We start from the raw sequence: 20,587 nt of genomic DNA, 5'->3' as shown, positions 1-20,587 counted from the left end.
CATAATCTTTCTAACTATTAATTGCCCGCTCTTATTAAAATAAATTCTAGTTGGATCTTGAACATAAAAACTTCTTTTTTTCTTATGCTGTATTTTCACCATTCAATATAACTCAACACGTTTATTCTGTAGAGTTATCATCACATCTTTAATTTTCGATCCAAGAATTTGTGTCATATATCTGTCTCCCTTTTTACTCAACATCCCTTTTTAATTGCGTATTAATAGTATACATCTTATTTTTAACTAAAAAATCAATACATATAAAGTATGTTTGCAGAAAACATGAATAATTTGGAAACAAGATCATTCCTTTCGTTTTGTACATATTGTAAACAAAAAGAGCTCCTTGATAAAAATCAAGAAGCTCACCATTCAAGGAACTATCCAGTAAAAAAACTAGACAGCTATAAATTTATTTTACTTTTTCACGATGAGAAAATTTCACTTCTTCCGTTTTCGGATCATAGTCAATTGCCCAGTCATGATCCTTGAAAAACCAGAAATCATGGTCTTCAATGAAAAACTTAAGGCCGCCTTCATTAACAGTCACAACTGCCTCAACAGGTGGTTCAGCAGCTATTCCGATTGAAAAACCGGGATGCAAGGAACTATTGGAACCGCCGTATTTTGCGAACAGACGAATACCATTTTCGCCAGAAACATCAAATTCGTCCTTAAACCAGTCACGCGCTTTTTCCGTCACTTTAATTTCCATATCCTCACTCCTTCAGTTTAATGTAAGATTAGCAGATTCTCGCGTAAAAAGCACATTATCTGCTTCCTCAAGTATCCTACATTTTACCACGAAAAAAGATTTTAAAACACGAGGCAAGAAAAAAAGATCCGGATGTCGCTTCAACATTCGGATCCAGCTAATCATTTTATTTTTCAAGTGGAGCTTTTCCAAGGAAAGCTTTAAACATCCAAATATGTTTATCGATGCTTGTTTTAAATCCGATCAACATATCATTTGAAACATCGTCGCCTTCTTTTTCAGTAAGCTTGATTCCTTGTTGATATTCGTCGCGAAGTAATTCAAGTGTAGCAACCAAGTCTTCCATCATTTCATCCATTGTTTTTGGTTTCGTATAAGGTGCTTCTTCCACACTAGCATTTTCCAAAAATTCTTTAAGCGTGCTATAAGGACTTCCGCCGATTGCAAGTAAACGTTCTGCTACTTCATCCATTTGTTCCCCAAATTCGCTGTACAAATCATCCATTTTTTCGTGCAGCGTGAAGAAATTGCGACCACGCATGTACCAGTGAATTTGATGGATCTTCACCGTAAAGACGTTTAAATTAGCTACTTGATGGTTCAGGAATTCTTTCGTATCTACTGAATTAATGGTTTTCATGTTTTCTAGCTCCTTTTAAATTATAATTATTATCATTTAATAATTATTATAGTATATTTTTTCACAGATGTCTAGCCTAGATGACTCACTAGTTCATTTATACCACATTTTGGATAAATAAAACGTCAATTTGAATTGCATCTTCTGAGAAACTTCGGCATAATGAAAACGGAGGTGTTACAACATGTGGCCTGATGCAAGTAAAATAGCGGCAAAAGAAAAATCCATTTTACAATTTGAAGCGCAAGAAAACATTTGCTTACCTGAAAGCTATAAAAAACTCATCCGCCTACAAAATGGTGGCTTACTGCGAAAAAACCTTCTAAAAACGAGTGAACCCACTTCTTACGGTTTTGACTTTTTAGAAGTTTACCGACTTTTCGGGCTTCATGAGCTCATCACAACGATTCCGTTTCAAGACCAAAATCCACTTCCAGGTAAAAAAATTTATTTTTCTCAAGATAAAAATCGTTTTCTTGGATTTGACTACCAAACAAGCGAGCCAAGCATTCTTTATGTCGACTTCGAAACGCTGCAAGTCTTACCAGTAGCAGAGAATTTCAAGGATTTTCTGGATAAACTTTATGACGCCGAATTTGCAAATGGCGAGCTTTCCACTTACAGCCATGATAAGCTTGAAATCATGCTTCAGAGTCGCTCAAAAAGCGCACAGGAAGCCATTCTAGCAGAACTTGAAGACGACGCAGATAAAGAATGGTATTTTGATCAATTAAAAAAACTAATAACAGCTGGAAACGAAGAGAGTGCTTACCGGCTTTTTGAAAATCAAATTTTGTATTTCAAGCGGAAACTACCAAAAGAAACCGTGGATGCTTTCTTTTCGCTTTTCCATAACCAAACAGAAAAATGGGCATCCTTAAAAAAAGAATGGGAAGATAATTATTAACTGGAGGTTGAAGTATGATTAAAGTCGTTTTTGTTTGTTTAGGTAACATTTGCCGTTCACCAATGGCAGAAGGACTATTTAGAAAGTTAATTCAAGATGAAGGCCTTGCGGATCAGATTACTGTAGATTCCGCAGCAACAGGTTCTTGGAATTTGGGGAATCCTCCTCACCGGGGAACGCAGCAGGTTCTAAAAAAATACCAGGTAGATACAAGCGGCATGCGAGCGCGAAAAATCAATCGTGATGATTATTTGACTGCCGATTACATTATCGGCATGGATGATAATAACCTGGCAGATATTGAAGCCTTACGCGATCCAGCATCACAGGCTTTTGTAGGTAAACTCATGAATTTCGTTTCAAATCCTGAAAAAGCAAACATTCCGGATCCTTACTACACAGGAGACTTTGAGGAAACCGAGCGCCTGATAACTGCTGGCGTAAAAGGACTCCTTGCCACCATTCGACGTGAAAAACAACTTTAATGTTTCAAAAACCCGGCTTACGGGAAAAAGAAATGAGCGAATCAAAAGAAGTAAGAATTGAGGGAATCACATGCTTGGAATCATTTGGGGAATCATTGTCATTTTGTTTGTATTTTGGTTGATCGGAATCATTTTCCACATTGCGGGCGGCTTAATTAACATTCTTCTAGTCGTCATCTTAATTTTGATCATCTGGAATTTGATCCAATCCGCCCGTAATAAAAGAAGATAAAAAAAGGTTTGCCGCAGCCGGCAAACCTTTTTTATTTAAGTCCTAGTTTTTGTTTTTCAATAAAAGCCTTCATATCCATCCGGACGGGTTTTTTCATACCCTCTGCAATTTGATCAGTCCATGTTTCATTACGAACGCCACCCGTGCGGTTAGTGTAGTAATCGCTGATCGTCGTATCATAAGCTTCATAAAGCGCTGTTTCTTTCGCTTGATATTCATTTTCATGATAAACGAGTTGATACGGCATCCGTGGCTTTGGTGCTGAATTTTGCTCTGGATAGCCAATCGTAAGCCCAAAAAGTGGGATGGCATGTTCTGGAATATTTAAAAGCGCTGAGACGCGCTCAATGTCATTTCGAATGGCACCGATATAACAGATTCCAAGTCCCATTGCTTCGGCAGCAACCGCCATATTTTGTGCCGCAAGGGCTGCATCGATGATAGCTACAAGCATTTTTTCTGTTGTTTCAAGGGAAGCTGGATTTTCTTTTTTGCTTTCTGCAATTTGTTTGTTTCGGTTTAAGTCGGCTACAAAAACGAAAAGTTGTCCGGTTTTTTCCACATAGCTCATTCCGCCGGAGATTCTTGCAAGCTCCCTTCGAATTTTCGGATCACTGACGCCAATGATGGAATAAGCTTGGACAAAATTGGACGTTGAAGCCGCCTGAGCGCTTTCGACAAGCAACCGGATTTGGTCATCTGAAAGCGGCTTATCTAAAAAAGCCCGAACTGAATAATGGCTGAGTAATTGTTCAACAGTTTGATTCATTGTATATGCTCTCCTTTAATCTTCAAATATTTTGCGATCGTAGTGCGGCATCTGATCGAGATCAAGAAATGCTTGCTGTCTTAAAGCTTCGTATACTAAAATGGCCGCTGTATTCGATAAATTTAGCGAACGAATTTTATCCGTCATCGGAATTCGAAGGGCCGTCTCTTCATATTTTCGCAACAGCTCATCTGGTAGCCCTGTCGTTTCTTTTCCAAAAATAAAATAATGATGCTCATTTGCATCGCTATAATCAACGTCACTATAAAGATGGCGTCCAAATTTGGTAATCATATAATAATGCCCATCTGGATTTTTTGCAAAGAATTCATCCAGCGAGTCATAATAAGTCAAGTTAACATTGTCCCAGTAATCTAGTCCAGCTCGTTTCAACATTTTGTCATCCGTGCTAAATCCAAGTGGGCGAATTAAATGCAGATGAGTGTCAGTTCCGGCACAAGTCCGCGAAATGTTCCCTGTATTGGCAGGGATTTCTGGTTGATAAAGTACAACATGATTTGGCATAGTTTCTTCCTCACTTTGTCTCTATGATTTTTTTGGCATTTTCAAGTTCCATAAGAACTTCTTCCTCTTCTTCTACCGTAAGTGCCATTTGGATGGCTTGTTCCGCTTCTTCACCACCAATTTTAGCAAGCGCCCAAGCCGAGGTTCCGCGAATAACAGGCCGAGGATCATTTGTTAGGCAATCAATCAGTGGCTCTACCGCCGTTTTGTCTTTGTAGCGTGCTAAAACAATAATGGCATTTCGTTGAATCGGCTTTTTGCCTCGCCATGATCCGGCCATATCGCCAAATTTTTCTTTAAACTCACGATTAGAAACTTTGAGTAACGGCTTTAGCTCTGGGCGGACAAGTTCAGGATCCGGCTCCATAGCTTCATGAAAATGGAAATCTTTGCCGCGATTATATGGGCACACTACCTGGCAAGTATCACAGCCATAAAGACGATTATGTAAAACTTCGCGATACTCTTCTTCAAGAAAGCCTTTGGTTTGTGTTAAATAGCTTAGACAGATTTTAGGATTCATTTTCCCTTCCCCAAGCAGTGAACCCGTTGGACAAGCTTTGACGCACTGATTGCAATCCCCACACAAATCCCCGATTGGCTCGTCTGGCGGAAAAGCTAAATTCGTGATCATTTCGCCAAGATAAACCCAAGAACCGTATTCTTTAGTTATAAGTAGGGTATTTTTACCTCGAGCACCAATCCCCGCACGCTCTGCAACAGCTACATCCGAAAGTTCACCGGTATCGACCATTGATTTCATGACAGCATCCGGAACGCGTTCCTTGATAAATGCCTCAAGAAGCGCTAGTTTTTCTCGCAAAATCGTGTGGTAGTCGATTCCCCATGAAGCCCGCGCAAATACACCCCGCCTCGCCTCTTTTCGGCTGACTGGGCTCATCTTTAGTTTGGACGGATAGCTGAGTGCGATCGCGATGATCGATTTAGGCTCGTTAAAAATGCGATCTGGGTAGACGCGCTCTTCAAGCACCGGATGTTCAAAGCCGGTTAGCACGTCTTCTTTTTCTGCTATTTCAAGGCGCTCTTTCAAAAAGAGAAAGGGATCCGCTGTTGTAAAACCGATTTTTTGGATGCCGATTTCGGTGGCGTATGCCTGAATGTCTGCTTTTAATTGCTCTAAATCCACTGCGCTTCCTCCACCTTTCTTGCCTAGAAAATAAATAAACGCAATGCTTCGCTTAAAAAGGTCGAAACACTGCGTTAGTAACAGTTTTATAAAGAGCGGGTGAGGAGAATCGAACTCCCGACAACAGCTTGGAAGGCTGTGGTTTTACCACTAAACTACACCCGCATCATGACTAGGTTATAAGAGTTGTCCGTAACAACTTTTATATCATATCACCGAATTTTCATTTTGACAAGACTTTTTTATAAAATTTTCTTCCTTTTTCTTCATTTCATCCAATTCCTTTCTTATTCCTTTTAAAATTTGTTCGCAGAACCGTCATAGCTTATTCACATTTTACTTTTACACTAAAAGTACTCTAACAGAACGAGGTGATTTGATGAAGAAAAAAATAGATCCTTATTTAGTTGGCATTCTCTTAATTGCCGCTTTTTTCAACTTTTACGGGATATGGAATGATGAAACTGTCAATCCCTACTATACTGCAGCTGTAACTAGTATGGTACAAAATTTTCATAACTTTTTTTATGCAGCTTTTGATCCAGCTGGTTTTATCACTGTGGATAAGCCACCTGTTGCCTTCTGGTTTCAAGCTCTCAGCGCCAAAATCTTTGGTGTTCATGGCTGGAGTGTGATTTTACCACAAGCACTTGCAGGTATTGGCTCTGTCTTTTTACTCTATCTATTAATTAAACCGCGCTTTGGGAAATGGGCGGCGCGTATCGCTTCGCTTGTTCTTGCTATAACCCCCATCGCAGTTGCAGTAAATCGAACAAACAATGTGGACGCTATTCTAGTGTTCTTCCTCCTCCTTGGCACTTTCTTCTTATTTAAGGCAGTGAACCGAGGGAAATTCGGATGGCTATTGCTTGCTTTTATCATGATAGGTATTGGCTTTAATGTTAAAATGCTTCAAGCTTATATGGTACTTCCAGCCTTTATTCTTTTTTACCTAATCGGAACAAAAATTTCTTGGAAGAAAAAAACTTTGCAGTTAGGAATTGCTCTTGTTCTCATGCTGGGCGTTTCTGTTTCATGGGCAATGGTTGTCGACAGCACAAATGCTGATTCTCGTCCCTATATTGGCAGTAGCCAAACGAATTCCGTTCTCGAACTTGCTTTCGGTTATAACGGTGTAGAACGTCTCTTAGGTCAAGAAACTGGAATGGGGACTAACGGAACTGATGGACCGCAGGGTTCATCAAGTAGTGGTGGTGAAGGTATGCAGGCACCTCCTTCCGGTGGACAATCAGATGGAAATCCTAGCGGAGGCACTCCTCCAAGTGGTGCCCCGGATGGGAATGGACAATCAGGAACCGGCGGACAGCCGCCATCTGGAGGGCAGCAAGGTGATCCTCCAAGTAATGCAAATGGGGCCCCTAGTTCTTCAGGCAACAATAATAATGGAGCACCGGGCGGAAACAACGGTTCGAAGATGCAGCAAAATAGCGGGGGCATGTTCGGAACGGGTGAAAAAGGACCGCTTCGTCTCTTCCAAACAGCTCTTGGTGATCAAATCAGCTGGTTCCTACCGCTTGCGCTTTTCGGTATGCTAGGAATTTTCTTCAATTATCGTTATAAAAAGAAACGGTGGTTCCATCTATCAGAAACTCAAAAAGAAATGGTTTTCTGGGCAGCTTGGCTGATTCCAGTTGCAGGTTTCTTCAGTGTCGCAGGCTTTTTCCACCATTACTATTTGATCATGCTTGCACCAGCTATAGCAGCCTTATCAGGTGCTGGTTTTATCGCATTGCTTCAATTATTCCGCCAAGAAAGCGGCTGGAAAACTGCTCTTCTGCCAGCGTCCATTACAGCAACAGGCGTGCTGCAGGCCTTTTATGTTAGCCAATACAGTTTCGTTTTTGGAATTACACTTGGAGTTCTAGCAATTATAGGATCTGGTTTGTTGCTCTTCTCCCGTATGAAATCACAAAAATTAACAACTGGTCTTGCTACTGTTTCGCTGATTTTATTACTTGCTGCACCTACCTACTGGTCGCTTACTCCACTCATTTATGGAAGCAATAGTTCACTTCCAGAAACTGGGCCACAGCTTGCTACTTCTAGCGGCGGAGGTTTTGCTGATGCGACTGTTGACACCAATCTAATTAGTTACTTGGAGAAGAATACTACTCGTGAAACTTATCTGTTTGGTACAACTGATTCAACAACTGCCGGCCCTTATATTATCAAAACGAAAAAAGCAGTTCTAGCACTTGGAGGTTTTAACGGCACTGACCCGACACTTACTGTTAAAGAACTTAAACAAATGATCAAAGATGGAGAATTGAAATATTTCTATCTTCCAAGTAACAGCAAAGCGGCCGATTCATCTGTGATTAAATGGATTGAGAAAAATGGTACAGAAGTTGACGCTTCAGAATATGGAGGCGACACGGATGCAACTTCTTCTGCCAGCAAAACCAGAACCAGTGGACAAAGCGGCGGAATGCCTGGAACAAATGGCACTGGAAACGGCACGCTTTATCTACTCAAATAAAGAAAAGGATGGATGCAAATGTTAAATAAGATCAACTATTCCATCGTCATTCCCGTCTATAATGAAGCAGAAGTTTTACAAAGTAGCTATGTTCGTTTAACAGATGTTTTGCAGAATTTATCGGCAAATTATGAACTTCTCTTTGTCAACGACGGGAGTTGGGATGATACAAAACGGCAGCTCGATCAAATGGAAAGGCATGATGAGCATGTTAAAGTTCTGCATTTTTCAAGAAACTTTGGTCATCAACTGGCTATTACTGCTGGCGTGGATTATGCTTCTGGGGAGGCCGTTGTCGTCATCGACGCCGACCTCCAAGACCCGCCGGAATTAATTCCAGAAATGATTCAAAAATGGCAAGAAGGTTACGATGTGATTTATGCAAAACGTTCTGCACGAAAAGGCGAATCTCCATTTAAAAAATTATCGGCAAGCCTATTCTACCGTATTCTAGACAAAGTATCGGAAACGTCCATCCCATTAGATACAGGCGACTTCCGCTTAATGGACAAAAAAGTGTGCGAGCAATTGCGCCTGATTGATGAAAAAAATCCGTTCGTACGTGGGCAAGTAAGCTGGATCGGTTTTAGACAGACAGAAATCACCTATACACGGGATGCGCGTTTATATGGCGAAACAAAATATCCGCTCAGGAAAATGGTGAAATTATCACTTGATGGTATCACCTCGTTTTCCTACTTACCGCTTAAACTTGCCAGTTATTTAGGGAGCTTCACACTAGGGGCAGGATTCCTTTGCCTCCTTGTCCTATTGATCAAATGGGGAGTTACAGGCGAGCAGCTGTCAGGCACAGGGGGAATTGCTGTTTTATTGCTTATTCTTTTTGGAAGTTGCTTTTTACTTCTGGGGATCATCGGAGAATACCTCGCACGGCTATTTGAGGATGTTAAAGTGCGGCCTCGTTATATCGTTGATGAAGCCAATGGATTTGATTTCGAAGTTAGAAAAAGAGAGGAGCTCGCTTGAGCTCCTCTCTTTTTTGAGTATTATTCACAGCGGAGTATAATGCTCTCCCCGTTTTGTACTAAATGTTTAACATGGGCCTCTCCCCAGTCGCATAAAATATCTAACACCGCTGTTAGCGATTTTCCGTAATCACTAAGTGAATACTCTACTTTGGGTGGAACTTGCTGATACACTTCGCGACTTACAATATTATCTTTTTCAAGTTCTCTAAGCTGTTGAGTCAACATTTTTTGACTGATATCCGGAATCTTTCGTTTTAAATCACTTGGTCGAAGTGAAGCATAGCGTAAGTTACATAGAATAATTGGTTTCCATTTGCCCCCAATCACATCCATCGTTGCTTCTACCCCAATATTATAAATTTTTTCTGCCATCATTCTTCTCTCATCCCTTCTATCTCCATTAATTACTTTTTTGTCCCTATCAGACAAAAAAGTAGGTACTAGCTTTATGGATAGTTTTATTATATAGTATTCCAATAATTAGTCAAAAGGAGGATTTAAATTGATTCAGTCATTACAAGATTCCGTTGAACTCGCAAATGGGACAAAGATTCCGGGTTTTGGCCTAGGTGTTTTCCAAGTCGCAAATCAAGATGCAAGTGAAGCAGTAAAAGAAGCCATTACAACGGGGTATCGTCTCATTGATACCGCTCAAATTTATGGAAATGAAGAGGGAACAGGTGAAGGAATAAAGAAAGGTTTAAAAGCTGCTAGTTTAGAACGTAAAGATTTATTTGTTACTTCTAAAGTCTGGAATAATCATCTTTCCTACGAAGACACCATCCAAGCTTTAAACGAAAGTCTTGAAAAACTAGGACTCGATTATTTGGATCTCTATTTGATACACTGGCCGGGGAAAGACGCGTTTCGCACTTCTTATAAAGCCTTAGAAGATTTGTATCGCCAAGGAAAAATAAAAGCAATCGGCGTGAGTAACTTTCAAAAGCATCATTTGGAAGAACTCCTAAATTTTGCAACTATCAAACCTGTTCTCAATCAAATTGAACTACATCCTAAACTAATCCAAAAAGAATTACGCGCTTTTTGTAAGGAAAGAGATATCCGCATCCAAGCATGGTCCCCGCTCATGCAAGGCCAGATTTTATCGGATCCTGTTTTAGAGAATATTGCTCAAACTCATCAGCGTTCTGTTGCACAAATTGTGCTTCGTTGGGATATTCAACAAGATATTTTAGTAGTTTCCAAATCCGCAAAACCAGAACGAATCAAAAGCAATGCACAATTGTTCGATTTTGAATTAACGCAAGAAGAATTAAGCCAAATAACGGCACTAAATGAAAATCTCCGTGTTGGTCCAGATCCCGATCAATTTGATTTTGTTTAATAAAAGGGAGGAATAAAAATGGATTTAGGTCTAACTAATAAAACGGTTCTTATTACGGGGTCTACAAAAGGCATTGGAAAAGCGATTGCCTTTGAAATGGCTAGAGAAGGCGCCATTCCTCTTATAAACGGACGTAAGCAAGAAGCTGTAGATCAAGTCATCACTGAAATCAAGAAACAGTTTCCAAATTCTTCTCCAAAAGCGGCCACAGCTGATATCACGAATGAAGCAGAAAGGAAAAACTTGTTTCAGGCCTTTCCACAAGTGGATATTCTTATCAACAACATGGGAATCTTTGAGCCAATGGACTATCAGGATATTTCAGATGCCATTTGGGAAAAATTCTTTCATGTCAATGTTTTATCTGGAAATGCACTCGCTAAACATTACCTTCCTAAAATGCTTGAACAAGATTTTGGTCGCATCCTTTTCATTGCTAGCGAAGAAGCGTTAATGCCTTCCGGTGAAATGCCTCAATACAGCATGTCGAAAACTATGAACTTGTCGCTTGCAAAAAGTTTATCCAAACTAACACGAGGCACACAGGTCACCGTAAATACCATCTTACCTGGTTCAACATTAACAGAAGGGGTAACAGCCATGCTTGAAACCATGTACCAAGATAGTAAGCTTCCAAAAGCTGAGTAGGAAAAAGATTTTATGAAACATCACCGGCCACTTTCCCAAATTGAACGTTTCATTCGTCCTGAAGAAATTGGTCGGTTCGCAGCTTTTGTTGCCAGCCCCTTCTCTCCTTCTTTCTCTGGAGCAGCTTTGCGCATGGATGGTGGCTTAATTCCCACTATTTTTTAAAACAAAGTCAAAAAGAGGAAATCCAAGTTTTGACTGGATTTCCTCTTTTTTCGTTCACTTTTCTAGTATTTCATTTTGATTTTGATGCTGACGTAATACCCCTTTTTGCGGCGCTTTGGTTAGTTTGCTGACAATGAGTATCGCAAGGCAAGATAATAAGAATCCTGGCACCATTTCATACAGCCAGTTCGATAGCCCAGTCACAATCCAAATCACGACGACGAGGCCGCCAGTTAACATTCCAGCTACGGCTCCTTCTTTCGTCATTCGCTTCCAGTACAAGCTGAAAATAATCATCGGGCCAAATGCTGATCCAAAACCTGCCCAAGCGTAGCCAACAATTTCTAAAATCGTTTTATTAGGCATAAAGGCAAGGATGGTCGCTGCGAGGGATACAAGAAGAACTGCTAAACGGCTATACAGCACTTTTTGTGAACTCGATGCTTTTTTCTTGAATAATAGAAGAAACAAATCATTCACAAGCGAGCTCGATGCAACAAGAATCTGTGATGAGATGGTGCTCATAATAGCTGCAAGCGCACCTGCTAAGATAAATCCAGTTATGTATGGATTAAATAAAATATCTGCAAGCTTTAAGAAAATAGTTTCAGGGTCAGCTAACGTCATGCCTTGCTGTTTAAAATAAAACAGACCCGTCAAGCCGGCTCCCATTGAGCCTAGCATGTTGACAATCATCCAAGAAACACCGTATCTTCTTGCCGATTTCATTTGTTTATGACTTTTGATCGCCATGAAGCGAACGATGATATGTGGCTGTCCTGCGTAACCGAGCCCCCAAGCTAAGTAGCCAATAATGGTCAGAATCGAAACATCTGTTACGATATTAAAGAAATCTGGGTTGGCTCCTACAATTTGATGATAAATTTTGACGCCTTCTCCTTCTCCAATATGTGTTAGCGTTACAACAGGTACAATGACAAGCGCGAGTAAAAGCAATGCGCCTTGTACAAAATCTGTTAAACTGACTGCAAGAAATCCGCCAATAAAGGTATAGATGACGACGATTCCCATCGTGATCAAAACACCTGTTAAGTACTGCGATCCGAAGGTGGATTCAAATAGCTTTCCACCTGAGACAATTCCACTTGTGACATAAAGAGTTGAAAAAACAATCAAAATGAGGCCTGAGGTGACACGTAGGACATTGCTTTTATCTTGAAAGCGATTTTTGAAAAAGTCTGGAAGGGTAAGTGAATCTTTTGCTACTTCTGTGTAAACGCGAAGTCGCGGGGCTACGATGATGTAATTTAAGTAACAGCCTAACACAAGTCCAAGTGCAAGCCATGCTGTTGCAAGTCCTGTGCTATAGATCGCGCCTGGAAGCCCCATAATCATCCAGCCACTCATATCTGCAGCTCCTGCTGAAAGGGCTGTTACTGCTGGTCCGAGTGAACGCCCTCCAAGCATATAGTCAGACATATCGTTCGTTTTCCGATACGCATAAATTCCAATTGCGACCATTAATAGCAAATAGACGCCAACTGAAAAATATACTCCAAATTCCATGAAATAAGCCACTCCTTTTCGATAAGCGAAAATTCAAAATGTTCCAATTTCTAATTTTGCTAATTGATATGTTTTTTACCATAACATACTGAAAACGGATTGCAAATTGAAAATAGTCCCATAGAACGGGCTCACTCCCTCTTAGAACTGCCTGCAAGTTACAATCGTTGACAATAAAAAATAAGACAAAAGACCTATTCCGCTTTCAAAAAAAGCAGCGAGAAGAGTTCGTCCTCGCTGCGTTAAAATGATTTTACTCAATAAAGAAGTTCCAAGAATTCTTCTTTCGTAATGTTTCCAAAATAACTTTGAATATCCACATCAGAAAGTGCTTTTTCAAGATCTTCTTTTTTGTATGTGACACCTGTTAATTTTTTCTGAAGTTCTGTCACATCAGCAACACCAAAGAAGTCACCGAAAATTTTAATCTCAGAAATTTGTCCTTTGTTAACATTCAAGCGAATATCAATCGAACCCACTGGGAATCGTTTCGTGCGTTCTAAATCAAATTTAGGCGATTTTCCGTAATTCCAATCCCAGTTTGCATAACGAGCTTTCGAGATCTCATGAATTCGTTCCCAGTCCGCATCTGTAAGTTTGTATTCCTTCACATCTGACACATCATTCACATCAAAAATGTAAAGCAACAATAAATCACGAAATTCTTCTGTTGTCATTTCTTTATCCATAAAGTCAGCAATGTTCGCTACCCGGCTACGAACCGATTTAATTCCTTTGGATTCAAGCTTATCTTTACGTGGTTTAAGGGAAGCTGCGACATGTTCTAAGTTTAAATCATACATTAGCGTCCCGTGTGAGAACATTTTGCCTTTTGTTGCAAACTGCGCATTCCCAGAAACTTTATAACCATCAATTAATAAGTCATTCCGTCCTTTTAGTTCAGCATTCACTCCTAATTTACGAAGCGCTGCAACGATTGGTTGTGTAAATTTCGCGAAATTGTGGAAGGAATCGCCATCATCTTTTGTGATAAAACTAAAATTCAAGTTTCCTTCATCATGGTAAACTGCGCCACCGCCAGAAAGACGACGGACAACGATAATGTTATTTTTGTCAACGTAATCTGTATTAATTTCTTCTATTGTATTTTGGTTACGTCCAATGATAATTGAAGGTTTATTAATGTAAAACAAAAGAACTGGTTCATCAAGGTTTAACTCGGTTAAAATAAATTCTTCTACTGCTAAATTGATTCGTGGATCTTTTTCGTTGTTATTGTCGACAAAATACATCTGCTTTTCCCCTTTTTCTATATATTTTTTGTAAAGCCTTTTGTTGCAAGTTCAATCGGTCCAGCATAAGTTTCACTTGCTTCTTGCTTCAACTTTTCTAGATCTCCTACTTGCGGTAAGTGACTGAGAAGAAGTGATTTGACATTTGCTTGTCGCGCCAGTTTTCCGACTTCAACGCTTGCCATATGCACTTTAGATTTACCTGCCATCTCTTTAAAAAAGTTAGTATCCGTAACGAGTAAATCAGCTTGTTTAGCAAATGGAATGAAGCTGTCTTGATAAGCACTGTCAGCCGTATAAACAAATACCTTTCCATTCGCTTCAATCCGCATCGCATAGCAAGGCACGGGATGAATTGTTTTCAAAAATGAAATGGTGAACGGACCAAGTTTAAGGATATCGCCTTCATGGTATTCATGTGCTTTTGTCACGCCTTCCATTTCGAGATAAGAAAAACCGCGCTCATCTTCTTTATGACCATAAACTGGAAGAACGGGCGGCTTTTCTTGACTTGGCGATAGCAACCGGACATGTTGTAAAATTCCTAAATCAGCAACATGATCTGGATGGTAATGCGAAATAATCGCCGCATCAATCGTATTTGGATCCACGTAATTTTGCATGATCGCAACTGCGCTTGCCCCAATGTCAACTAAGAGTTTAAACCCATCTTCTTCAAGTAAATAACTGGAAGTGCCATCGTTTGCTTTCGGATAGCCACCCCAATGTCCAAAAACCGTTAATTTCATTTGATTTGTCACCCTCTCTTCACCTTCTTATCATACAACAAATTTGCCTCTAAGCCAAAACACAAAGTTTCGCCAAATAAAAAACCTTTCTGGGGTGTTCCAGAAAGGTTTAACGCTTATTTTGCAAAGTATTTAGATTGTAATTTTTTCGTTAGCTTCTCGGTTTTCACAAGCTTTCCGACTACAACAAGCCGTTTACTTGTTTCCGTTGCCTTGTCACAGGTAATTAAAGTGATCCGATCATCTCCTGCATCTTCAAGGACACTAACCTCCGTTTCATTCACAATTTTTGTTTCAGAAACTTTGTACTCATAAACATTTTTCAAATCTGTCGTATAAATTTTAGCATCTTTTTTCACATCCATAAGTGGACCGAATAAAACAGACTGATTACGCATGTGATGCCCTGCAAGTGGATAATTACCTTTTCCCATTGTTTGGTCAGGAAGCATGGTTGTTGCTCCGGCAATTAAGTTTGACGTATTGGTTCCCTTTAAAATCATCAAATTAATGTCAACCGAAGGTACCGCAATAGAACCCACGACAGCATTTTTATCGTAATTGGTCGCGCCTTTAAGGACACTCGACATGGATGGAAGTTCAACGCTATCATAATCAAAAGTGGCTTTTTTATTATTATTTTTGTCGAGATCCTTTGCAGAATAACTTGTTAGATCCCCGTGACCACTCATATATTTAACGATAGCCGTCTTAATGAACGGTGAAAAAATAAGTAATAATCCGATGATTAAAATGATAATCGCAATAATTTTCTTTGTTCGACTCATAGTTTTCCTCCTCAATGCTTTTTCATTATAGCTTAGAGCTTATCTAACTTCAAATCAAAATCCATGATCGCTTCTAATAATTTGCTTTTTCCCAGACAAATATGGATTCCCATGAACCGTAAATCGTAGTGGATAATAAGTCGCTAATCCTTTTCCGGGAACGCCAATCCTTGGAGACGCATCAATTTGCTTAGGAGTTTCTCCCGTTTCTAGCCAGATATTACTGTCAAAAAGCGTTTTTCCGTAGTCCGAAATTTTCAGTTCAAACGCTTGAGTGAGTTTCCCGGGGCCGTTTGTCAGCTCAAGCCCCCCTTTTCCAGAGCGATTTTCTTGCATGGCTCGCTGTTCCGTGAGTGGCTCAATCGCGCGAATTAAAACGGCTTCTGGCACCCCTTCTTCCATCGTGATGAAATTAAGCAGCACTTGTCTATGCATCTGATACATATAAACCGCACCCGGTTTCCCAAACATGATCTCCGTCCGTTTGGTTCGCCTATTTGTATAGCTGTGCGCAGCCTGATCTAGGGCTCCTAAGTACGCTTCCGTTTCTACGATGAACCCTTTATAAAGATGTTTTCCCGTATCGTGCACAAGAATTGTTCCCAGCAAATCGCGTGCAACTTCAATTGTATTCTTGTTTTCAAAAAAAGTGGCTGACTGTTTCATTTTGACTACCTCTTTATCTTTTTCTTTTATCATACAAAAAACGATTTCTTTTTTCCAACTTGAGACGCATGTGTTATCATTTCCCTTATGTTAAAATTGTGTTAAAATGTTAGTCGTATAGTTTTAACATTTTATGAATTTTTACGACGTACTTGGAAGACAAAAAACTATTAAATAGAGTGTAGGAGAGGTGTAACATGAAGGATGGAAAAGGAAAAATCCAAACATTCCTCAGCAAGAATTATGGATTTTTTATTCTAGCCGTCATTTTATTCTGGCTAAAATCAGTAATTGCTTATGAAACGCAGTTTAAACTCGGTATAGAAAATGCAATGCAACAATTTTTACTTATTATTAACCCGTTGAGTACAGCCGTATTCTTCATGGGGCTTGCCTTATTTGCAAAAGGACGTCGTTCCTTTATTTGGATCATTATCATTGATTTTTTACTCACTTTTGTACTGTATGCGAATATGGTCTATTATCGGTTCTTCTCGGATTTCATCACGCTTCCGAACTTAAATCCAAAACAAATGCAAAACATGGGCGACATGGGTGGCAGTGTACTAGCACTGATGCACTGGACAGATATTTTATTCTTTGTTGATATCTTGTTCTTGATCAGTCTGCTTGTTTTCAAATTTGCTAAACCAGATCGCACAGCAAGAATTCGTGCAAGAAAAGTAGTCGGTGTTTTAACTCTTGGAGTCGCGATGTTCCTTGCCAACTTGGGAATGGCTGAAATCGATCGGCCTGAACTTTTAACAAGAACGTTTGACCGCAACTATATTGTGAAATATCTCGGTATGACAAACTATCAAATTTATGATGCTGTGAAAAGTACAGAATCGCAAACACAGCGAGCACTTGCTGACAGCAGTGATGTAAATGAAGTTTTAAACTATACAAAATCGAAGTATGCAGCACCTAACGTAGAATATTTTGGAAAAGCTAAAGGAAAAAATGTTATTTACATTCACCTTGAAAGCTTCCAACAATTTTTAGTGAATTACAAACTAAACGGACAAGAAGTCACGCCGTTTATCAATTCATTCTTTAAAGATAAAAATACGCTAAGCTTCACAAATTTCTTCCATCAAACTGGGCAAGGAAAAACAGCAGATGCGGAAATGATGCTTGAGAATTCGCTTTATGGACTTCCTCAGGGATCTGCCTTTACAACAAAAGGATCAAATACCTTCCAATCTGCACCGGCTATTCTTGGACAACAAGGCTATGATTCAGCTGTTTTCCATGGTAACTATAAGAGTTTCTGGAATCGTGACGAAGTTTATAAACACTTTGGTTATAAAAACTTCTTTGATGCAAGCTACTATGATATGAATGATAATGATGTTTCGAACTACGGGCTAAAAGACAAACCATTCTTTACCGAGTCTGAGCCTTATATCGAATCGCTGAAACAACCATTTTATGCGAAATTCATTACACTAACGAACCACTTCCCTTATCCAATTAGCGATGAGGATGCAACGATTGAACCTGCAAATACTGGGGATTCATCCGTGGATACGTATTTCCAAACTGCTCATTATTTAGATGAATCTGTAAAAGCTTTCGTTGATTTCTTGAAGCAAAAAGGTTTATATGACAATTCCGTGATTATCATGTACGGTGACCACTACGGAATTTCAGATAACCATGCTGCAGCAATGACGAAAATTCTCGGTAAAGATTACAATTCATTTGAAAATGCTCAAGCGCAACGTGTTCCTCTAATGATTCACGTTCCGGGTGTTGAAGGCGGCATTCAAGAACAATATGGTGGCGAAATTGATGTTCTACCAACGGTTCTTAGCTTGCTAGGTATCGATACGAAAAACTATCTTCAAATGGGATCGGACTTGCTTTCGAAAGAACATAAGCAACTTGTACCATTTAGAAATGGTGACTTTATCAGCCCAACTTACTCCTTAATCGGTGGTAAGTACTACGATCAAAAAACAGGTGAAGTTATTGAAACCGAAACACCTGAAATGAAAGAAACAAAAGAAACGGTATCCAAAGAACTTCAACTTTCCGATTCTGTTTTACAAGGAGATCTCTTGCGTTTCTATACGCCGGAAGGATTCAAGAAAACAGATCCAAATGATTACAATTACAACAAGAAAACGAAAAAGAACAAATCAGATGATAAGTCGACATCAAACGGAGCGACAAGCGAAAGTACTAAATAAGCAAAAGCTTCCTGAACTGGATCAGTTCAGGAAGCTTTTTTATTTTATTCTCTTCTTTTCTTTCTTGCTTAATTTTGCTATATTTTTAAGAGGGGTTTTTTTAATGAGAAAGGAACGGTTAACATGAAAATTTTACGAAATTATGCTTTTACGATCTGTCTATTATCGGGAATTATTCTTGGAGGGATCGCTGGCGTTATTTTCGGTGAAGCTACAGCAGTTGTGAAACCGATTGGAGACATTTTTCTAAACTTAATGTTTGTTGTCATTGTGCCACTTGTTTTTTTAAGTGTTTCTTCTGCTATTGCAAATATGCGTCAAATGGCGCGACTTGGAAAAATTATTGGTACGATTTTTATCGTGTTTTTCTCAACAGCGATGATTGCAGGTATTATCGCCTTGATTGGCGTTAAACTATTTAATCCTTTACATAATGTGGATACCTCCTCCCTGCTTGCAAATTTGCCAAAGGTCGATGCTGAAAGCGGCAAAGGGATCGGTCAAGTGATTGTTGACACCTTCACGGTTCCTGATTTCCTAGATTTATTTACGAAATCAAACTTACTGCCGCTCATTATCTTTTCTATCTTGTTCGGCCTTGCAACCACTATGTCGGGTGAAAAAGGACGTCCTGTAGCTGATTTACTTCGCTCTGCAACGGAAGTCATTTTAAAAATCGTCCAAGTGATTATGTACGCAGCTCCGATCGGACTCGGCTGCTACTTCGCGGTTACAGTTGGCAAACTTGGACCACAAATCATTAGTGGCTATTTAAATGCCTTCTTGCTTTACCTGGCGCTGACCGTCGTAAGTTTCTTCGGCTTAAATACGCTTTACGCCTTCATTGCTGGTGGAAAAGCGGGTATCCGCACCTTCTGGAAGAACGTACTTACTCCTGCGATCACAGCCATCGCTACATCATCAAGTGCTGCATCTATTCCTGTGAATCTCGTTGCTACTAAAAAAATGGGGGTTCCAGATGACATTGCCGAAACGGTCATTCCGCTTGGAGCCAATACCCATAAAGATGGTTCCGTGATCGGTGGAATGCTCAAGATTGCCTTTTTATTTACGCTATTTGGAAAAGATATGTCAAGTTTTGGAAGCATCCTTGCCATGCTTGGTGTCGCCTTTCTAGTTGGCGCCGTCATGGGAGCCATCCCAAGTGGCGGGATGACAGGAGAGCTCTTAATCTGTGCTGTTTTCGGTTTCCCAGCTGAGCTTGTGGCTACCATCATGATTATCAGCACGATTATTGATGTACCTGCTACTTTGCTCAACTCGACTGGAAATACCGTGTGTGCAATGCTCGTTGCTCGCTTTGTCGAAGGAAAAAATTGGTTAAAGAAAAAAATAACCGCTTAACAAGAATACTTACTCAAATTTGAGCAGTTTTATGGAACTGCTCTTTTTTGTGGTTTATAATAAAAATGTAAGCGCTATACTGAATTTTAAAAGGAGGAAATTCAAGATGAGATTACAAGACAAAGTTGCGATTATTACTGGTGCAGCAGGAGGACAAGGAAAAGAAGAAGCTCTTTTATTTGCAAAAGAAGGAGCAATCGTTGTAGCTACAGATATGCAAAAAGATTTGATTGAAAAAACTGGGGAAGAAATCAAAGCTATCAGTCCTAAATCTGAAGTAATGGTGCACAATGTTGCAAAAGATGAAGATTGGAAAAAAGTAGTGGATCTGGCTATCGAGAAATTTGGGAAGATTGATATTCTCGTTAATAACGCCGGAATCAGCACAGACCTTAATATTGTAGAAACTAGTCTTGAAAAATGGGATCAAGTTATTGATGTAAATTTAAAAGGGACATTTCTTGGTATGCGCCACGTTATTCCACACATGGAAAAATCAGGCGGCGGCTCCATTGTCAATATCTCATCGATCGCTGGGTTAACAGGTGGATCTGGCGCGAGTGCTTATACAGCATCTAAAGGTGGCGTTCGATTACTGACGAAAGCCGTTGCTGTTGACTTCGCGAAGAAAAACATCCGTTGCAACTCGGTACACCCAGGATATATTGAAACTCCAATGACGAAAGAACTCTTTGAAAATGAACAAACGCGCGATTGGTTCCAATCCCTTACTCCTCTTCCACGACTTGGAAAATCAATCGACATTGCTTACGGCGTACTATATCTCGCAAGTGACGAAGCTAATTTCGTTACAGGTATTGAACTGCCTATTGATGGTGGTTATTACGCACAATAATTCTAAAAAACGACTAAAGAAGAGCGATAAAATATCGCTCCAGACTGTCGAAAAACGCCGATCCCTCCATGAGAAAGAAGAGGGATGGGCGTTTTTTTCTATAAAAATGGAAAAA

At 39.8% G+C, this 20,587-nt stretch carries 20 protein-coding genes, 1 tRNA gene and 1 pseudogene; 10 read left to right on the top strand and 12 right to left on the bottom strand.

The genetic code is table 11. The features are described 5' to 3' along the window. Positions 1 to 415: 415 nt before the first annotated feature. Together HCK02_RS09690 and HCK02_RS09685 are read right to left on the bottom strand one after the other, a co-directional pair. A complete protein-coding gene (locus tag HCK02_RS09690; RefSeq protein ID WP_167629913.1) occupies positions 416 to 718 on the bottom strand; it encodes a HesB/YadR/YfhF family protein in 303 nt (100 codons plus the stop codon). 166 nt (positions 719 to 884) lie between these two features. Further along, a complete protein-coding gene (locus tag HCK02_RS09685; protein ID WP_167629912.1) occupies positions 885 to 1,358 on the bottom strand; it encodes a Dps family protein in 474 nt (157 codons plus the stop codon). A gap of 184 nt (positions 1,359 to 1,542) precedes the next feature. Between HCK02_RS09685 and HCK02_RS09680 the strand changes: the two genes are divergently transcribed. The 3 genes from HCK02_RS09680 (at position 1,543) to HCK02_RS09670 (ending at position 2,982) form a co-directional block, all read left to right on the top strand. Next, positions 1,543 to 2,265 (top strand): SMI1/KNR4 family protein, encoded by a 723-nt coding sequence (locus HCK02_RS09680; protein WP_167629911.1) that lies wholly within the window; start codon positions 1,543 to 1,545, stop codon positions 2,263 to 2,265. A 14-nt stretch (positions 2,266 to 2,279) separates the two neighbouring features. Further along, positions 2,280 to 2,750: a low molecular weight protein-tyrosine-phosphatase gene (locus HCK02_RS09675; protein WP_167629910.1), complete on the top strand. Its 471-nt coding sequence runs from the start codon at positions 2,280 to 2,282 to the stop codon at positions 2,748 to 2,750. Between the two features lie 70 nt (positions 2,751 to 2,820). Then, positions 2,821 to 2,982, top strand: a complete 162-nt coding sequence (locus tag HCK02_RS09670; protein ID WP_167629909.1) for a lmo0937 family membrane protein — start codon at positions 2,821 to 2,823, stop codon at positions 2,980 to 2,982. Between the two features lie 31 nt (positions 2,983 to 3,013). Here HCK02_RS09670 and nfsA read toward each other — a convergent pair whose 3' ends face one another. From nfsA to HCK02_RS09650, 4 genes are all read right to left on the bottom strand, one after another. Continuing rightward, a complete protein-coding gene (nfsA, locus tag HCK02_RS09665; RefSeq protein WP_167629908.1) occupies positions 3,014 to 3,751 on the bottom strand; it encodes an oxygen-insensitive NADPH nitroreductase in 738 nt (245 codons plus the stop codon). 15 nt (positions 3,752 to 3,766) lie between these two features. Beyond that, positions 3,767 to 4,276: a tRNA (uridine(34)/cytosine(34)/5-carboxymethylaminomethyluridine(34)-2'-O)-methyltransferase TrmL gene (gene trmL, locus HCK02_RS09660; protein ID WP_167629907.1), complete on the bottom strand. Its 510-nt coding sequence runs from the start codon at positions 4,274 to 4,276 to the stop codon at positions 3,767 to 3,769. Between the two features lie 10 nt (positions 4,277 to 4,286). Continuing rightward, positions 4,287 to 5,423, bottom strand: coding sequence for a tRNA epoxyqueuosine(34) reductase QueG (gene queG / locus HCK02_RS09655; protein ID WP_167629906.1), 1,137 nt, complete (start codon positions 5,421 to 5,423; stop codon positions 4,287 to 4,289). Between the two features lie 94 nt (positions 5,424 to 5,517). Next, a tRNA-Gly gene (locus HCK02_RS09650) sits at positions 5,518 to 5,588 on the bottom strand. Positions 5,589 to 5,802: 214 nt separating this feature from the next. Here HCK02_RS09650 and HCK02_RS09645 point away from each other — a divergent pair. Both HCK02_RS09645 and HCK02_RS09640 read left to right on the top strand, forming a co-directional pair. Beyond that, positions 5,803 to 7,923 (top strand): glycosyltransferase family 39 protein, encoded by a 2,121-nt coding sequence (locus HCK02_RS09645; RefSeq protein WP_167629905.1) that lies wholly within the window; start codon positions 5,803 to 5,805, stop codon positions 7,921 to 7,923. Between the two features lie 18 nt (positions 7,924 to 7,941). Then, positions 7,942 to 8,910, top strand: a complete 969-nt coding sequence (locus HCK02_RS09640) for a glycosyltransferase family 2 protein (RefSeq protein WP_167629904.1) — start codon at positions 7,942 to 7,944, stop codon at positions 8,908 to 8,910. Between the two features lie 20 nt (positions 8,911 to 8,930). Here HCK02_RS09640 and HCK02_RS09635 read toward each other — a convergent pair whose 3' ends face one another. Then, positions 8,931 to 9,284 (bottom strand): winged helix-turn-helix transcriptional regulator, encoded by a 354-nt coding sequence (locus HCK02_RS09635; protein WP_167629915.1) that lies wholly within the window; start codon positions 9,282 to 9,284, stop codon positions 8,931 to 8,933. Between the two features lie 130 nt (positions 9,285 to 9,414). Here HCK02_RS09635 and HCK02_RS09630 point away from each other — a divergent pair, with 130 nt between their 5' ends. Continuing rightward, positions 9,415 to 10,257 (top strand): aldo/keto reductase, encoded by an 843-nt coding sequence (locus HCK02_RS09630; protein ID WP_167629903.1) that lies wholly within the window; start codon positions 9,415 to 9,417, stop codon positions 10,255 to 10,257. Positions 10,258 to 10,275: 18 nt separating this feature from the next. Continuing rightward, positions 10,276 to 11,070 (top strand): annotated as a pseudogene (locus HCK02_RS09625) (SDR family NAD(P)-dependent oxidoreductase). Positions 11,071 to 11,124: 54 nt separating this feature from the next. Here HCK02_RS09625 and putP read toward each other — a convergent pair. The 5 genes from putP to HCK02_RS09600 all read right to left on the bottom strand — a co-directional run bounded on the left by putP (position 11,125) and on the right by HCK02_RS09600 (position 16,053). Next, complete coding sequence (gene putP / locus HCK02_RS09620; RefSeq protein ID WP_167629902.1) at positions 11,125 to 12,597, bottom strand: sodium/proline symporter PutP; 1,473 nt, start codon at positions 12,595 to 12,597, stop codon at positions 11,125 to 11,127. A gap of 257 nt (positions 12,598 to 12,854) precedes the next feature. Then, the gene (gene lplA / locus HCK02_RS09615; RefSeq protein ID WP_167629901.1) at positions 12,855 to 13,850 is read right to left on the bottom strand and encodes a lipoate--protein ligase; all 996 of its coding nucleotides are present in this window, start codon (positions 13,848 to 13,850) and stop codon (positions 12,855 to 12,857) included. Positions 13,851 to 13,867: 17 nt separating this feature from the next. Next, a complete protein-coding gene (locus tag HCK02_RS09610) occupies positions 13,868 to 14,599 on the bottom strand; it encodes an MBL fold metallo-hydrolase (protein WP_167629914.1) in 732 nt (243 codons plus the stop codon). Between the two features lie 116 nt (positions 14,600 to 14,715). Next, positions 14,716 to 15,387: a class A sortase gene (locus tag HCK02_RS09605; RefSeq protein ID WP_167629900.1), complete on the bottom strand. Its 672-nt coding sequence runs from the start codon at positions 15,385 to 15,387 to the stop codon at positions 14,716 to 14,718. A gap of 54 nt (positions 15,388 to 15,441) precedes the next feature. Further along, positions 15,442 to 16,053, bottom strand: coding sequence for a DNA-3-methyladenine glycosylase (locus tag HCK02_RS09600; protein WP_167629899.1), 612 nt, complete (start codon positions 16,051 to 16,053; stop codon positions 15,442 to 15,444). Positions 16,054 to 16,250: 197 nt separating this feature from the next. On the opposite strand from HCK02_RS09600, the gene ltaS reads away from it, so the two are divergent. The 3 genes from ltaS to HCK02_RS09585 all read left to right on the top strand — a co-directional run bounded on the left by ltaS (position 16,251) and on the right by HCK02_RS09585 (position 20,472). Next, complete coding sequence (gene ltaS / locus HCK02_RS09595) at positions 16,251 to 18,251, top strand: lipoteichoic acid synthase (RefSeq protein ID WP_167629898.1); 2,001 nt, start codon at positions 16,251 to 16,253, stop codon at positions 18,249 to 18,251. Between the two features lie 123 nt (positions 18,252 to 18,374). Further along, positions 18,375 to 19,616 (top strand): dicarboxylate/amino acid:cation symporter, encoded by a 1,242-nt coding sequence (locus HCK02_RS09590; RefSeq protein WP_167629897.1) that lies wholly within the window; start codon positions 18,375 to 18,377, stop codon positions 19,614 to 19,616. Positions 19,617 to 19,722: 106 nt separating this feature from the next. Beyond that, on the top strand, positions 19,723 to 20,472 hold the full coding sequence (locus tag HCK02_RS09585) for an SDR family NAD(P)-dependent oxidoreductase (RefSeq protein ID WP_167629896.1): 750 nt from the start codon (positions 19,723 to 19,725) through the stop codon (positions 20,470 to 20,472). Positions 20,473 to 20,587 lie beyond the last annotated feature (115 nt).

It is taken from the genome of Listeria valentina, from assembly GCF_011800755.1.
Classification (GTDB): domain Bacteria; phylum Bacillota; class Bacilli; order Lactobacillales; family Listeriaceae; genus Listeria; species Listeria valentina.
This window is presented reverse-complemented; position numbering and strand designations above follow the sequence as displayed.